Below are 13,816 nucleotides of genomic sequence, written 5' to 3'. Positions count from 1 at the left end.
AGAGTTCTTGAACCGGCTTCAACAAAAAACAGGCCTTGCCCCGCAAATTCATTTTTCAATGCGGAGGACAAAGCATCGTTAGTTTTTTATAGAGGGAGTTCGCGAACCTCTCCCATGCGTTATGCATGGATTTTCTTCATTAGCAGCTGCCACAAGGACAGACAGCTTCCTTGATAGCATTGCCATTATAGCATGGCAGGGCTATTTGATAAACACTCCACCAAATGGAATGACTTCCCTTAAAAATCGTTTGATCACGCCATCGTCGTTCATATCCTGCTGAAGTCGCCGATGATGCTCACCAGCATGAAATAGTACGGTACCGTGTCCCGTCATTTTAAAATGATAGTTCATATGCTGGCTGGCCAAATGGTTACCATATACGGTTAACTCCAGCTTGGCGTTTTCGGGATAGGCAATGACGCTGCTCGCATCGACGTAGATCGGCTCCGACGGATGAAGCTGTTCTTGACATACCAATCCCTGCGTCAAAATGCCAATGTGGCCGATACCGTCAAATTTCATTTTAATGACATCACGGCTAAACAACATGTTTTTCATGCTTAGCAGCTTGGTACGCATTTGGATGCCGGCGCTGTACCAGAACAGGTTGCGGAAATCGTATAGCAAATCGTCGCTTCCTTCCAGCTTGATCATCTTCAGACTAAAGCCAGGAGGAAGTGCGGCAATTAGCCGGCAAGCGCCTGTAAAATCGGCCTGAATCAGTTTGTGCTTGCGATACATGCCTTTAATATTCATCAGCTTATCACTGCGGCCTGAGCTGGGACCGCGATATGCGATGATTTGCTGCGGATGCAGAACGTGCAGCTTTTCCCCTTCAGCCAGGTCGAGCGTTACGACCGAACCGACACTTTCATCATGGTGTTGTCCTGCTTGTATGTCCATTCAGACCCTTCATCCTTTCAGGCAGTTAGTATCTTCCCGAGCGTCGACGCATCCCATAACGTAACAGTCGGATACCGATAAAATAACCGGCCAGCAGAATGACAGCCGTGAGGATGAGCATTTTATTTCGGTGTGAAGCCTGATCGCGCTGGGTTTGAAGATTTTTTAGTTCTGTAACGGTGTCGTTCAGCTTGCGATTTTGCTCCAGCAATTGGGCGTTTTGCTTCTGGTAGGTCTCGATGCTGGTACGGGCTTTTTCCAGGTCTTCCTGTGTTTGGCGGTAGCTTTCCTTGAGCTGATATACATCGCCTGGCAAACGTGAAAACTGCTCAAAGCCTTGATATACATCATCCCAATAAGCAGCATGAGCTTCGGGTACACGGGTTACTCCAAAAATAAACAAAAGCGCTATAGCAGCGCAGACAATGCGGCGATACAAAGCAAAGCGATAAGTTGCTCGTGCCAAGTGATGTTCCCCCTTTTGAGAAACCAAGATGTTAGATGTTACAGATCATTACCCATATCACATGGTTACGTACAATATAATGATTTGGATGCAGCTTTTAGAATATATAGACGACAAATACGGGAAAAGATTATCAAAAAAACTCGATTATTAGTTTAAGTGTAACCTAAAACGGGTATATCAAGGAAGCGGCAACATTCCGGCATTTTTCCCAACAAACGAGTCAAGAACCATCCGCACCTGATCAGGGCTTGAACAAAATATATGAACTAGAAATATTAAAATAGATATAGAAGGAGATTTTGAAAGATGAATGAGAGAGAACAAAACTATACAATTTTAAAAATCACTGTAAATGGCAAGCCATTATCGAAGGAGCTTATCGTGGATAGCACTACTTTTGCTCCAATATCCGATATTTGCACAAATACGAAAGCATCTTTAACAGAAACTACGATTTCATAATTTTAAATATAGAAGCAGACTATCATGTAGCCCGGCAAAAGCCGGGCTATTTTTGCGTATTTATGTAATTAGAATGGATGAAAATGTTATTTGCCGAATTAGGTCCCCTTTCATAAAGATTACCATGTATAATTTTCACAATCAAACATATGTTCCCTGACAATATAGTGTCAGATAACACTGTTAATTTAGAGTTACATGTTCTTTTAGGGGGAATTTACCAGTGGTGAAGTCAATGCTCAATGTAACGTACACATGGGACAAAGAGTCTATATCGGCGAATGGGTCCAAACAAGTAAATCTACTGATAGAATGGGGCTATGGGGCTATACGTAAAAGAAAAGGGAATCTAATACCGAAGGCAGCGGGATGTGACCTTCAACTTCAGTTCATTCCAGAAAACGGGGTAAATCTATTAAAAGCTGAAGGGGTGAGGCTCGGGTTTAAACAATCAGAAAACGGAGATTGCATGCTGGTTCACTGTGGTGATGTGCGACGGGGAAAATATAGACAAGCTATTTTAACGTTTTCTATACCGGCTCACGCGTCCGGAAGACATACGATTGGAATGATCGAGTGGAGCTGGCGCAAGCCATCGCAGGAAAAGCGAACGCTGATCCGCACAGACCAGCTTTATATCCATTACACGCATCATCTTGGTCTGCTGAGCATTCCATCCAACCCGAAGGTGGAAAAATACATAAAGCTGAATGAGACGTCCCCAATTGTAAAAAAGGCATTACGTATGTATGAGAAAGGGGAGCCTGAGCGAGGGGCGTTCATCCTTACGAGACAAGCAGATGAATTGCTTATATGTGCAGCTAGAAGCGAAGACATGGATTATCTTGAGGAAGCCGAGTTACTTCTATCCATACGCAATAAATGGAGTGGGTCTTTTGTATCGTTTACTGCGTATAGTTCTAAGGTCTTTTTTAATAAGGAAATATCGTTAGGAGATGTTCGTTTTACGAAGAATAATAGGTTGAGATAGGTAATTGTGCTAGTTTATTTGTGCAAATTAGTGAGTCTAATTTACTATCTTTTTGTAAAGGAGAGACTTCCTTGACTGATCGGTTGATACGTTTAATGCGGATTATTACTATTGTTCAGGCAAATCCAGGAATATTGGCAAGAGAGCTTGCCGAACGTTGTGAAACATCAGAACGTACCATATACCGAGATATGGAGGCGCTAAGCGCTATGCATATTCCGATCGCGAATATGGGGCATGGCAAGGGGTACATTTTTATTAGCAATTTTGCTTTGTATCCTCTGAATTGGACGGAAGAAGAGGCAGAGGCTTTTACCAAGCTGGGAGAGATGATGGAAACGATAAAGCCTCTTCTACCGCCAGCTTTTGAAAGTGCTTATGAGAAAGTGATGGCCTCTAGTCAGAAAAAAAAGATGGACCAGACGAGCTTCGCGCAGGAAATGAAAAATATCATCCGGCTCGGCTCGACACTTGATCGGGAAAACCAGCCCTATCTGCTCAGGCTGATTGTTTTGGCGAGTCTTACGCAGCAGACAATTGAAGCGGAATACAGCTCGCCTCAAAATGAAGATGTATCATTGGTGCAAGTAGATCCTTATTGTTTGGTTCCTCAAGATCGGCGATTCTATATGCTTGGTTTTTGTCATAAGCAATCCGCCATGAGAACCTTTCGGATCAGCCGTTTTCGGAATATGAGGATTTTGCCGTATACGTTTCAAAAAAATACATCTGAAATGGAGATGTTTTTTAAAGGCACCTGGTCGGTGACCAAAGGAAATCAAAATATTCGGTTTGTCGTACGTTTCTCTGCCGATTCTGTATATCGGGTCAAAGAAGAGGAGCTGTTCATCAAGCCTCTTCTCAAGGATTTGCCAGATGGAAGTTTGTTGTTTGAGGTGACGGTCAATCATGACCGTGAATTTCTGGATTGGCTCACATCCTATGGAGCTGAGGCCGAGATTCTGGAACCTTTACGGTACCGCAAACGTATGCAAGAAATGCTGCGAACCTGGGGGGCGTTTTACTTCGATAAAAAGGTAGGAAATCAAGAATAACAGGGGGGAGATCCCCCGGAACGGGCCGGGGAGCTATCTGCTTAACGGTCCTTAAACAGGTTGGCGAGATTGCCGAAGGGACTGTACTGCTCCTGTTCTTCTTCTGGTGAGGAGTAGACGAGCTTTGAGCCGCGACTTTCCTCATCGTCGGCAGCATTATGAACTAATGTAAGACGATCAAAATGGTACATGAAAACCTGAGCGGTGTTCACGGCATCATCCAGTGCCCGATGCTGTTGACCGTCAAAGTCAATGTTGCACAATTCCAACGCCTGAGACAGGCTCAACTGACGATACTTTCCATTGGAACTAAACAGACGGGAAATTTGCTTCTGTATATCATTTGTATTATGAATCCAACCGAGATCTACATGATGGGTACGACAATGGGATACCAGCTTCTGACGGTCATCCGGTCCCCATGCGCATAAATAATAGGGCGAATCTGTACCGAGCCAGGCAATAAATTGCTTCACAGCTTCAGGAAAGAGTGGAGCGGCATCAATGTCTCGTTGAGTAATACCCGTGAATTGAACGGTATCTGTAGAGATCACAGGTCGATTCGATGGTCTCACAAAACTGTGAAATGTATCCGCAACGAATAGGCCATCGTCTCCCTGAATAACTTTGACGGCACCGATATCAATAATTTCGGAGGAATATCTGGCGTTACGGCTAACGGTAAATTCAAGATCATAAATAATGTATTGCATATAATGGACTCCTTCCACACACATAACTGATCCCGATGGATACCGGGACAAATGTTCTCTGCCCGAATAACTCTTCTCCATCATACCTCTCGGTTCACAACTTGTCAGCGGTTAAAAGGCTTGCTTTCAAAAAAAATATGCGATGTCCAAATGAGCTTGGACTATCGCATATCTAAAAAATCCTGACATATAGCAGCATCCGAAACCACTTGGATTCCGAATGCTGTTTATGCTAGCTATTGAATTAGGCCGGGAGGTCCAACTTTTGACCCGGATAAATGCGGTGAGGATTCTTCAACTTATTCAACTGCTGAAGCTGTTGCCAGGTAGTACCGTGTTTGCGGGAAATGTCATACAGTGTATCCCCAGATTTTACAACATATACGTGGCTATTTGCAGCTTGTGCAGTAGCCGAAGCCTGCTGTGGCTTGCTAGTTTGAGACTTGGCAGGTGTCGATTTCACAGGTGCTGGTTTCGCAGCCGATGTGGAATCGGATTGCGGTATCTCCTGCAGAGGTGCTGGCGTCGTGGCTGGAGCAGACGGTACAGCTTGTGTGGCAGGGACAGAAGTTTTTCCGTCTGCCTTGGCTTCCTGAATACGGCCGGCCGCTTGTACTTGCAGGCTAGTAGACCCGGCCTTTTGTATATAGCGGATTAACGCTTCATCCAGCGATCCGAACATACCTGCCTGTGGATATTTAGCGAACATCGTATATTGGTCACCACCTACGGCAGTAAAATCATTGGTAGCCAGTGTGTATGTTGCCTCAGGATCAAGGGCTTTTCCACCGATCAGGATGGAGTGAACACGGTTGCCTTTGGCTGCTGAGGTGTCTATTTTGAACGAGATACCGGATACCTGAGGGAAGCCCCCGCTTGGTTCCGGGTAGGAGGCTGCGCCATTTTCCAGTGCGGCCTGAAGGTCAGAGCCTTTCACTTTCAGGGTAACGATTTGGTTGCCGAAAGGCAGTACGGTGATGATGTCTCCCTTGGTAACCGTTCCTGCTTTGATGGAAGCGCGGATGCCGCCACCGTTCGTTAAAGCCACGTCTGCTCCCGAAACGTCACGCATAGCATCAGTGAGCAGGTCGCCGAGATTAGTTTCACCCGCACGTACCTTTTCGCGCGCGCCTTCCAGATCTACACTGGTTTGTGCTACAACCTCTTTAAGAATTGGTTCTTGCTCCTTCTGAATGGAGGCGATTAATGCAGCAATTTCAGCGTTGGGCTGCACGTCAGCAGCTTGAGTCGAATCGATCAGCTTCGCTTGCTTTTGGATAACCTTGCCGCCATCGACCCACAGATCCACCACACCTAGATACTTGGTGTATTCACCTGCACTAGCGATTAACGTGCCATGGTCACCGACCAGGCCTTTTTCCAGCACGGTATGGCTGTGTCCATCGATGAAAATATCAATGCCAGGCACTTCCTTCACAACCTTGAGGCTGGTGTCTTTGCTGGATGCATCTTGTCCCAGGTGACCCAGAGCAACGACGACATCTACTTTGCTGCGGATTTCGTCTACTGCCGCTTTGGCTTCAGCCGCAGGGTCGGTGAATTGAATGCCCTCCACATTTTTAGGATTGGTTTTATATGCTGTTTCAGGCGTAGTTAGGCCGATAATACCGATTTTAACGCCATCGACTTCTTTAATAGTATACGGTTGGAACAAGCGTGTTCCGTCGGTTTGCTTAATGTTGGCGCTCAGTACAGGGAACTGAATCTCTTTACTCAGCTCAACCAGATGCTTCCAGCCGTAGTTAAACTCATGGTTACCTGGAACCATTGCATCATAGCGCAGCTTGTTGATTACTTTTACGATACTCTCACCATTGACCAAAGTAGCGAAGGTCGTCCCATGAACGGTATCCCCGTCATCCAGCAGCAATGTATTGGGGTTAGCGGCGCGATATTGGTCGATGATTCCCGCCAGCTTGGCGAACCCCATTTCCTTATCGTTGGCCACTACGTGAGCATGGGTATCATTCGTATGTAGGATGGTGATGTGTTTACCGCTGACTGGAGTCATTGTTGTCCCCGTTCCCGCAGTAGTAGCTGGGTCCGCTGCTGCTGTACCGAGACATCCGAACAGAAGCGCGGCGGTCGTCAAGATCGACGAGAGTTTTTTCCATGAGTTCATGTTGTTCCTTCAACCTCCCATAAAATGAATGAATTAGAGAAACCGCTTACGTCCACATTTTATCAGATGATTGTAAAAATAACTCTTATTTTATATCAAAGCACTACATTTTTTTGAGATATCGGTTGTTAAACACACCGTCTAGTTACCTATATTGTAGAGGCAGTAATAGACAGCAACTCATAGAATAGGAACTATTGTTCTGTTTTGTGATCAAAAAAAAGGGCAGTCTCTTTGGGCAGCCCGATTCGGGGTAAATAGTGATCCAATGTTTCGTCAGCCAGCGGCGGATTGCCTGCACTCAGCAAAAGCACGGCAAAGCGATTAGCCTGCTGTTCAAATTTTCCTGGAGAAAAGTAGGAATGCTCCTCCATAAAAAAGCGACTAATACCTTTATGCAGTCGGTCATGTCCCAATTCATGCGCACAGACGAACCGTTCCCACTCTGGTGTAAGGCCATTGTGAATGACGATAAATCTTCTGCGCAGCTTGTGATAATACAACCCTTTGGTTGTGGAGCCCAGATCGCAGTATCGGATATGGATGCCTAGGGCTTTCGCAATATCGAAGGGGCAATTAGTGCGGTATTTTCGGACAAGTTGGTGAATGAGTTCCTTCATACGATCACCTACTATCCCTGATCTTTGCTCGCACCGGGATCGGCGGGCTTTTTATGTTTGTTCATTTGCTTGGCTTCCCAGAACAGGCCTGTCAGTACGTCCTTGATTCGTTGCCGGTCTTTTTCATCCAGCGGAATGCCATCAAACATTAATTCGTCGTCTTCCTCCAGCATTTTTTTAAAATCCCGGCGGTCTTTGGAGTTTGCCCATTCTGGTACAGTAGAACGATAAAGTTCGTGTGGGTTTTGCTCTATTGAATCATCGTCCGCCCAATATCCGGCGGCCTTCATCATTTCGGTATAGGATACGCTGAGCGCGTCCGCTATTTTGCGGAGGGTGGAGGGTTTGGGCACTCCGCGCAGCCCATTTTCGATGCGGGAAATTTGTGAATTACTAATACCTGCGGCATCTGCTAATTGGTTGATGCTCAATTGCTTGTGCTCACGCTGCTGTTTTAGGTAAGTTCCGAATGCTGGCTGTTCCACAATGGAGCTCCTTTCTGCAATAGAATCATAGAATTAGCTTTATTATACCATTAGGCAAATAGTAAAAGCACGTAATATGCCAAAAGGCATAGAAAAGTAGAGCGAATATCCTGTTTTTGGGGCTATATTGCTTTTTTTCACGATGGATACCTATCCTAAATAATGTTATGTTATACTCAAGATACGAACAAAAGGGGAACAAAATGTAAACAAGTGCGTTTTTATTTGAAAATACATCATTGTCAAAAGGCATAATATAAGGAGTGTTGCTTTTCATGAGAAATAACTTACCCGAATTAGACCGTCGCAAAACGCAGAATGCATTGGAGGGTGTATTTGAGAAATACCGGATTTATAAAACAATAACCTTTATGGATCGGGAAAGCTTTATTACTGCTGGCTATACGGATCGCCCGAACGGACCCACGAATGTGACAAGCGACCCAACGGCCCGGACTGCTGTATATAATGTAGATGCTCCTGCCGCCCGCTTGGCCTATTGCCAAATGGTGGATGCCGTAGTGAGCCGCTTGAATGAACGTGAACAGTTGCTGATCCGTGAACGTTATTTAAAGGATGATGATGTGTTCGATTACAAGGTTTACAATTATGTGCTGGACCCGCCAGTCAGCAAAGATACGTATACGAAGCTTCGCACACGTGCTTTTTACAAAATGGCGCTAGCGCTGGCAGACCAAGGCGTTCTGAATCTGGCAAACTTGCAAAAGGGTGCGGATCGCAGACTGGGGTAGGTAAATGCATAGGGGTCACAACCTGTGGCTCTATTAACCTAGACAGCAAGGAGTATGAACCGCAACGGTGAATAAGAAGCATAGGTCTCAATTAAAATAGGAACGGAGGACGGATGTATTGAGAAGTGAACCAGAAATGATGAATATCCTTATAAAGTTTGCTATGAACGATAAAAGAATACGATTGGTCACGATGGAAGGATCACGTACAAACTTCAATATTCCTCCTGATTCATTTCAAGATTATGATATTTCTTACTTTGTAACAGATATGGATTCTTTCAAGGAAAGTGATCAATGGCTCCACGTGTTTGGGGATAGGCTTATGATGCAAAAACCCGAGGATATGGAACTTTTTCCATCAGAACTAGGTAACTGGTTTTCATATATCATTCTTTTTGAGGATGGAAATAAATTAGATCTGACACTGATCCCTATAAACGAGGTAGAGGATTATTTTACGAATAGCGATGGTTTAGTTGAGGTTCTGCTCGACAAGGATGTGCTGATCCAAGAGGAAGTGATCGCAAATGACCATCAATATTGGATTAAAGAGCCCACGGCAAAGGAATTTGATGATTGCTGTAATGAGTTTTGGATGGTTTCAACTTATATCGTAAAAGGATTGGCGAGAAAAGAAATCCTGTTTGCTATTGACCATTTGCACGAGATAGCACGACCTAATTTGCTGCGAATGATGGCTTGGAAGATTGGCTCAGAGCAAGGGTACACCTTTAGCGTAGGAAAAAACTATAAATTTATAAATCAGTACCTTCCTAATGAAGATTGGGAAAGTTTACTATCCAGTTACTCTGAAAATGGCTATCGAGAAATGTGGGAGTCTTTACTTACTTGCTATGCATTGTTTAGAAAATACGCTAAGGCTGTGGCCAGAAGTTTGGAGTATGAGTATCCAGATTACGATGAAGCCATCACTAGGTATACTGCAAATATTTATAATTCATTGAATTGAACGATGTAATAACCGCCTTTTTAAAGGGCGGTTATTTTTTTGTTTGCACATCAACAATGAGATTAAACGCATTTTTAATATAAGAACAAACGTTCGCAAAATACCGCCTAACTTCATCCCTAGTCTCTACTTTTATCGTCCATTTCCCCGGCAACGCATTCGTTATAAGGGTGTAAGATTATATCATCGGGAATCAAGACAAGAGGACATACCGAAGACACACACCGTCAAACGTTAGCCGGCCAATAGGGCCGGTTTTTTCATGCGGTCATCGTCTTTGTCACTTCCCGGGAATTCGATGTATAGAAAGGAGGAGTCGTGTTGCCTAAGCAAGGGATGCTGCAATGCATGAGTACAAGGCTACGCCGGCTGAGAGCATGGAAGTGGAAAAAAGCCTGGCTAAACAGCCACAGCATGCGAGCACAGGATACGCAAGGGTGGCATGCCACAGGATGAGACAAGCCTTTAAGCAAAAGCTCATAGACATTATTCCGGCGCTGCAAGGGCGTGTATACGATGTTCAACCCCCGTCGCAGACGGCAGAGGAGCCGTATGCGGTTATGGTGCTGGGCGAGGAAATCTGGAAGTCTTCCTGGGCCGGTTACCGGCAGGTTGTCCGCATCAAGCTGTACGCAGGACAAGCGGGGCTGGCGCAGGCCGATGTATGGGCGAATACCCTGATTGCCGGACTGCACCGAGCATCGGTGACAGGTAAAGGTGAGGACACGTCTGCTTTTACCGCGCACTATTTGGGCGTGCGGGATGCAGAAATGCTGGACACGGTTACGGGCAAGGCCTATAGAACGCTGCGTTTTGGCGTGTATGTGCCTGAAACAGAAGGTGGATCGGCCGCTTCAGCACCTGATGCAGCACAGCCGGAAGAATGGCTGGCAGCACTGGTCGGCTGGACGCAGAAGCAACTGGGCGAATTGTGGTCGGTATACGCCGACGCATGGCCCGCACAGCCGGGAAGCCACGCGGTATTATGGCGGCTGAGCGGCTGTGAAACCCGGATGGCAGGAGCCTCCATGTATGAGCTCCGCAAACGGTTCATCGGGCATATCACTGCCCCGGTCACCACCGAAGAGAACCGCGCAGCTTCCGCGCTGGTCGAAGGCTTTGCCGCTCAAATCCAGCTTCCTCTGGAGCAGGACAAGGGCCGTTATATGTCTACGGCTGAAGCCTCAGCCGATTTGCAGGCGGATGCCATTTTAGACGGTCAGCTTCGGCTGACGCTGGTACAGCGGCGTATGCGTCCGGCTGAGGAAGCGGCATTGATTCGCAGAGTGGAAATTCATCCTATTTTGAAATGAGGTGGTCCGAGTGACCTTGGAAAGCCATGAGAAGACCCCGCTACATAGCGGGCAGGAAGCAAGTGGCCCACGCTATACGCTAGAGGAACTAAAGGAACACGCAGAACAATTGTTTTCTGTAAAAGTAGAAGTGCTGGCAGGCGCCTTTTTTGGCACACAGGACAAGCTGTTTACGGTAGCAGAAGCACACACTAAAATCGAACAATTTATGAAAGCGAAGGTGGATTAATTATGGCAGGCGGAACATGGGAAAACACGAATAAACCGGTATTACCGGGTTTGTATATGAATTTTCAGGCAGCAGCAGCTTCAGCGATTCAAGGTGGATCACGTGGTACGGTCGTTGTACCCATCAAGGCGAATTGGGGCCCTGTACGTGAGTTTGTAGAGGTGGGCAGCGAAACGGCTATTAGCCAAATCTTCTCCGGCGACAGTGAGAACGGTGCGACAGCATATTCCACATTGTATCTGGCTTTGCTGGGCGGTCCGAAAAAACTGCTCGCTTATCGCTTGGCAGATGACACGGCTGCTGAAGCGTCTGTAACACTGAAAAGCGGTGGCGAGACCCCGACCGACGTGCTGCGTTTGAAGGCTTTGTACACAGGTAGCCGCGGTAATGGTTTTGCCGTAACGGTACAGCCAACTTTGGGCGACGAGCAAGCTCGTGAGGTGCGCCTCTATGAAGGAACCAAACTGCTGGGTACGTACAAAGGCAGCGACGGTACGGCTGCTTCAATTGCCAAAGCGCTGAACGAAAACAGCGAAAACGTATGGGTGAAAGCTGAGGTTGTCGGCGAAGGCGGCATTCCAGCGGATGTCAGCGGAGTACATCTGACAGGTGGCAATAGCGGCAATAGCAAGCTGGTTAATGCCGATTACATCGCCATGCAGGAAGCATTGGAAGGACAGGAGTTTAATGTGCTGGCCCTGGATTATGCAGCCGATCTGGCTTTGCTGCAAAGCTTTGCTGCCTGGATCAAACGTGTCCGGAATGAAGGCAAAGGCGTCATCGCTGTATTCGGCGGTTCTGCGGCAGATGATGTGTCCAAAACGGCTGTCAGCTTGGCTTCTGCACGTTCTTTGGCACTGAACCATGAAGGCATCGTAAACGTGGGCACAGGCGTACGTCTGGCAGGTACGGACTACAGCTCCGCCCAAACGGCTGCCTATGTAGCCGGACTGATCGCAGGCCAACGGTTGAACCAATCCGCAACGTATGCGGTTACGCCTTTTGAGGATGTAACCCGCCGCTGGACACGTTCCGAGCAGGAACAGGCTGTCCGTAACGGGGTGTTCCTCCTGTTCTTCGATGGCCGTCAGGTCAAAGCGCTGCGTGGAATCAACAGCTTGGTGAACCCGTCTGCCGGACAAAACAATGCGTGGAAGAAAATCCGTTCCATCCGTGTCATGGATGCCATTAACGCTGACTTGCAGCGTGCAGCCGAAGAGACTTACATTGGCAAAATCAACAACACAGTAGAAGGCCGTCTGGCACTCATCGGTGCGATCAAAGAATACCTGGCACAGCTGTCGCTGAGCAACGTGATCGAGGCGGATGGCTACGATGTCATTCTCGATCCGGCTTACTACGGTGATGCGCCAGTCATCAAACCGGAGCCGGATCAAGTGTTCCTGCAATGGAATGTGAAGCTCACCGACGTGATGGAGCAGCTGTTCGGCACATTTTACGTGCAATAAATAAGCATTTTACGCGCCTAAGCATTTCGGTGGCGATCAGTAGGATTAAGGTAGCTTTTTAACAACGAGGATTTTGTGGAATCCCGAACTATATTATGAATTATTTTGAGGAGGAAAAAGAAATGTTGGATGCTTCAAGAGTTATTTTAGGTACGTTTGGTCAGGCGCATGTGGATGGGGTGTGGCAGACGAATATCAATAAGCTGGAAGCCAGCGTGGAAATGGAAAAACGCGAGCTGAATCTCGTGGGCAATGAGTGGAAGGTGCATAAGCGCGGCATCAAAAAAGGGACGGGGACGATGAGTGGCTACAAAGTTACGTCCGATATGATTCGTCGTGGTTTTAATCGTTTTGAGATTATTACGAAGCTGGATGATCCAGAAGCTTTTGGACATGAAAGTATTCGTCTCATCCGTTGCACTGCTGACAAAATCCAGCTAGCCAACTGGACAGCAGGCGAGGAAGTACAGGAAGAAACGACCTTCACCTTCGAAGGCTATGAGCTGCTGGATCCGATTGTAGCGAACTAAATTGGTTAACGGGGAATTGGGATGCTGTCAGGTGTCCCGTTCCCCAAATGAAAATAAGAATTTGTGAAAATCTGAAATTAACAATAAGGGAGAATGACCTATGAGTTTGAATGAGAATATGACAGAAGAACAAATTTTGGACAGTCTGTTTGAAGCCGCTGAGAAACTACCGGAAGAAACGGTTCGTATCAAGCGCCTCGATATGAAAATTGTACTGCACGGACTGACCTCTAGTAAGGTGGACAGCATTCGTGAGCGTTGCATGATTCGCCGAACCGTGAAGGGTGCTGTAGACGAAAAGGTAGATACCGAAACGTTCAACGCCTTGTTGATTTCGGAAGCCACCGGAAAGTTGGAAGTGAAGGGCCTGTCCCTTAATGGTTGGGGAGATCCCCGGATTACAAGCCGCTTGAAGCTGTCCGGTGGCGAACAGTCTGTCCGCCGTATGCTGCTGGCGGGTGAACTGGATGCAGTGGGAGATAAAGTGCTGGAACTGTCCGGTTTTGGCGTTGAGATTGCTGATCTAAAAAACTAATCGGCTCCGGGGGAATGACGACGATGCTGTACCACTTGTGGGTCCGGCACCACCTTCGTCCCGGAGACTTTTGGCGGCTTCCCCGCGGTGAGCGCATGCTGCTGCTGGCGTTTGCCGAACAGGAAATGGATAACATAGCAGCTTCAAAAGTATAAACAAGGAGGTGAACAT

General features: G+C 46.8%; 17 protein-coding genes and 1 riboswitch. Of the genes, 11 read left to right on the top strand and 6 right to left on the bottom strand.

Features of this window, described 5'->3' with window-relative positions; translation table 11 throughout:
• Positions 1-72: 72 nt before the first annotated feature.
• A riboswitch (PreQ1 riboswitch) is annotated at positions 73-116 on the bottom strand.
• A gap of 85 nt (positions 117-201) precedes the next feature.
• Complete coding sequence (locus HFD99_RS07590) at positions 202-906, bottom strand: AIM24 family protein (protein WP_017426401.1); 705 nt, start codon at positions 904-906, stop codon at positions 202-204.
• Positions 907-931: 25 nt separating this feature from the next.
• Positions 932-1,372, bottom strand: a complete 441-nt coding sequence (locus tag HFD99_RS07585) for a hypothetical protein (RefSeq protein ID WP_017426402.1) — start codon at positions 1,370-1,372, stop codon at positions 932-934.
• A 309-nt stretch (positions 1,373-1,681) separates the two neighbouring features.
• Between HFD99_RS07585 and HFD99_RS07580 the strand changes: the two genes are divergently transcribed.
• The 3 genes from HFD99_RS07580 to HFD99_RS07570 all read left to right on the top strand — a co-directional run bounded on the left by HFD99_RS07580 (position 1,682) and on the right by HFD99_RS07570 (position 3,883).
• A complete protein-coding gene (locus HFD99_RS07580) occupies positions 1,682-1,837 on the top strand; it encodes a hypothetical protein (protein ID WP_164964686.1) in 156 nt (51 codons plus the stop codon).
• Between the two features lie 223 nt (positions 1,838-2,060).
• Positions 2,061-2,828: a hypothetical protein gene (locus HFD99_RS07575; protein WP_016821328.1), complete on the top strand. Its 768-nt coding sequence runs from the start codon at positions 2,061-2,063 to the stop codon at positions 2,826-2,828.
• 71 nt (positions 2,829-2,899) lie between these two features.
• Positions 2,900-3,883 (top strand): helix-turn-helix transcriptional regulator, encoded by a 984-nt coding sequence (locus HFD99_RS07570; RefSeq protein ID WP_123796856.1) that lies wholly within the window; start codon positions 2,900-2,902, stop codon positions 3,881-3,883.
• Positions 3,884-3,924: 41 nt separating this feature from the next.
• Here the strand turns inward: HFD99_RS07570 and HFD99_RS07565 are convergent, their stop codons facing one another.
• From HFD99_RS07565 to HFD99_RS07550, 4 genes are all read right to left on the bottom strand, one after another.
• Positions 3,925-4,596 (bottom strand): 3'-5' exonuclease, encoded by a 672-nt coding sequence (locus HFD99_RS07565; RefSeq protein ID WP_016821326.1) that lies wholly within the window; start codon positions 4,594-4,596, stop codon positions 3,925-3,927.
• Between the two features lie 244 nt (positions 4,597-4,840).
• Positions 4,841-6,739, bottom strand: coding sequence for a 5'-nucleotidase C-terminal domain-containing protein (locus HFD99_RS07560; RefSeq protein WP_167440848.1), 1,899 nt, complete (start codon positions 6,737-6,739; stop codon positions 4,841-4,843).
• Positions 6,740-6,933: 194 nt separating this feature from the next.
• Entirely contained in the window at positions 6,934-7,359 is a 426-nt protein-coding gene (locus tag HFD99_RS07555) for an ImmA/IrrE family metallo-endopeptidase (RefSeq protein WP_017426406.1), read from the bottom strand.
• 11 nt (positions 7,360-7,370) lie between these two features.
• Positions 7,371-7,844, bottom strand: coding sequence for a helix-turn-helix domain-containing protein (locus tag HFD99_RS07550; RefSeq protein WP_013369769.1), 474 nt, complete (start codon positions 7,842-7,844; stop codon positions 7,371-7,373).
• Positions 7,845-8,119: 275 nt separating this feature from the next.
• On the opposite strand from HFD99_RS07550, the gene HFD99_RS07545 reads away from it, so the two are divergent.
• The 8 genes from HFD99_RS07545 to HFD99_RS25920 all read left to right on the top strand — a co-directional run bounded on the left by HFD99_RS07545 (position 8,120) and on the right by HFD99_RS25920 (position 13,800).
• A complete protein-coding gene (locus HFD99_RS07545; RefSeq protein ID WP_017426408.1) occupies positions 8,120-8,596 on the top strand; it encodes an ArpU family phage packaging/lysis transcriptional regulator in 477 nt (158 codons plus the stop codon).
• A gap of 118 nt (positions 8,597-8,714) precedes the next feature.
• A complete protein-coding gene (ant(6), locus tag HFD99_RS07540; RefSeq protein ID WP_123796858.1) occupies positions 8,715-9,569 on the top strand; it encodes an aminoglycoside 6-adenylyltransferase in 855 nt (284 codons plus the stop codon).
• Between the two features lie 344 nt (positions 9,570-9,913).
• On the top strand, positions 9,914-10,882 hold the full coding sequence (locus HFD99_RS07535; protein WP_017426411.1) for a hypothetical protein: 969 nt from the start codon (positions 9,914-9,916) through the stop codon (positions 10,880-10,882).
• Between the two features lie 10 nt (positions 10,883-10,892).
• Entirely contained in the window at positions 10,893-11,111 is a 219-nt protein-coding gene (locus HFD99_RS07530; protein WP_016821321.1) for a hypothetical protein, read from the top strand.
• Between the two features lie 2 nt (positions 11,112-11,113).
• Positions 11,114-12,580: a phage tail sheath family protein gene (locus HFD99_RS07525; protein ID WP_031463044.1), complete on the top strand. Its 1,467-nt coding sequence runs from the start codon at positions 11,114-11,116 to the stop codon at positions 12,578-12,580.
• Positions 12,581-12,702: 122 nt separating this feature from the next.
• Positions 12,703-13,110 (top strand): phage tail tube protein, encoded by a 408-nt coding sequence (locus HFD99_RS07520; protein WP_016821317.1) that lies wholly within the window; start codon positions 12,703-12,705, stop codon positions 13,108-13,110.
• Between the two features lie 100 nt (positions 13,111-13,210).
• Positions 13,211-13,645 (top strand): phage tail assembly chaperone, encoded by a 435-nt coding sequence (locus HFD99_RS07515; RefSeq protein WP_016821316.1) that lies wholly within the window; start codon positions 13,211-13,213, stop codon positions 13,643-13,645.
• Between the two features lie 23 nt (positions 13,646-13,668).
• Positions 13,669-13,800: a hypothetical protein gene (locus HFD99_RS25920; protein ID WP_016821314.1), complete on the top strand. Its 132-nt coding sequence runs from the start codon at positions 13,669-13,671 to the stop codon at positions 13,798-13,800.
• The last annotated feature ends 16 nt before the right edge of the window (positions 13,801-13,816 follow it).

It is taken from the genome of Paenibacillus sp. EKM301P (assembly GCF_011800295.1).
GTDB classification, from domain to species: Bacteria; Bacillota; Bacilli; order Paenibacillales; family Paenibacillaceae; genus Paenibacillus; species Paenibacillus polymyxa.
This window is presented reverse-complemented; position numbering and strand designations above follow the sequence as displayed.

Excerpts from the sequence above, each read along its gene's own strand:
- HFD99_RS07590 (WP_017426401.1), bottom strand. The coding sequence starts at position 906 with ATGGACATACAAGCAGGACAACACCATGATGAAAGTGTCGGTTCGGTC.
- HFD99_RS07580 (WP_164964686.1), top strand. The coding sequence starts at position 1,682 with ATGAATGAGAGAGAACAAAACTATACAATTTTAAAAATCACTGTAAAT.
- HFD99_RS07565 (WP_016821326.1), bottom strand. The coding sequence starts at position 4,596 with ATGCAATACATTATTTATGATCTTGAATTTACCGTTAGCCGTAACGCC.
- HFD99_RS07560 (WP_167440848.1), bottom strand. The coding sequence starts at position 6,739 with ATGAACTCATGGAAAAAACTCTCGTCGATCTTGACGACCGCCGCGCTT.
- HFD99_RS07555 (WP_017426406.1), bottom strand. The coding sequence starts at position 7,359 with ATGAAGGAACTCATTCACCAACTTGTCCGAAAATACCGCACTAATTGC.
- HFD99_RS07545 (WP_017426408.1), top strand. The coding sequence starts at position 8,120 with ATGAGAAATAACTTACCCGAATTAGACCGTCGCAAAACGCAGAATGCA.
- HFD99_RS07535 (WP_017426411.1), top strand. The coding sequence starts at position 9,914 with ATGCATGAGTACAAGGCTACGCCGGCTGAGAGCATGGAAGTGGAAAAA.
- HFD99_RS07525 (WP_031463044.1), top strand. The coding sequence starts at position 11,114 with ATGGCAGGCGGAACATGGGAAAACACGAATAAACCGGTATTACCGGGT.
- HFD99_RS07520 (WP_016821317.1), top strand. The coding sequence starts at position 12,703 with ATGTTGGATGCTTCAAGAGTTATTTTAGGTACGTTTGGTCAGGCGCAT.
- HFD99_RS07515 (WP_016821316.1), top strand. The coding sequence starts at position 13,211 with ATGAGTTTGAATGAGAATATGACAGAAGAACAAATTTTGGACAGTCTG.
- HFD99_RS25920 (WP_016821314.1), top strand. The coding sequence starts at position 13,669 with ATGCTGTACCACTTGTGGGTCCGGCACCACCTTCGTCCCGGAGACTTT.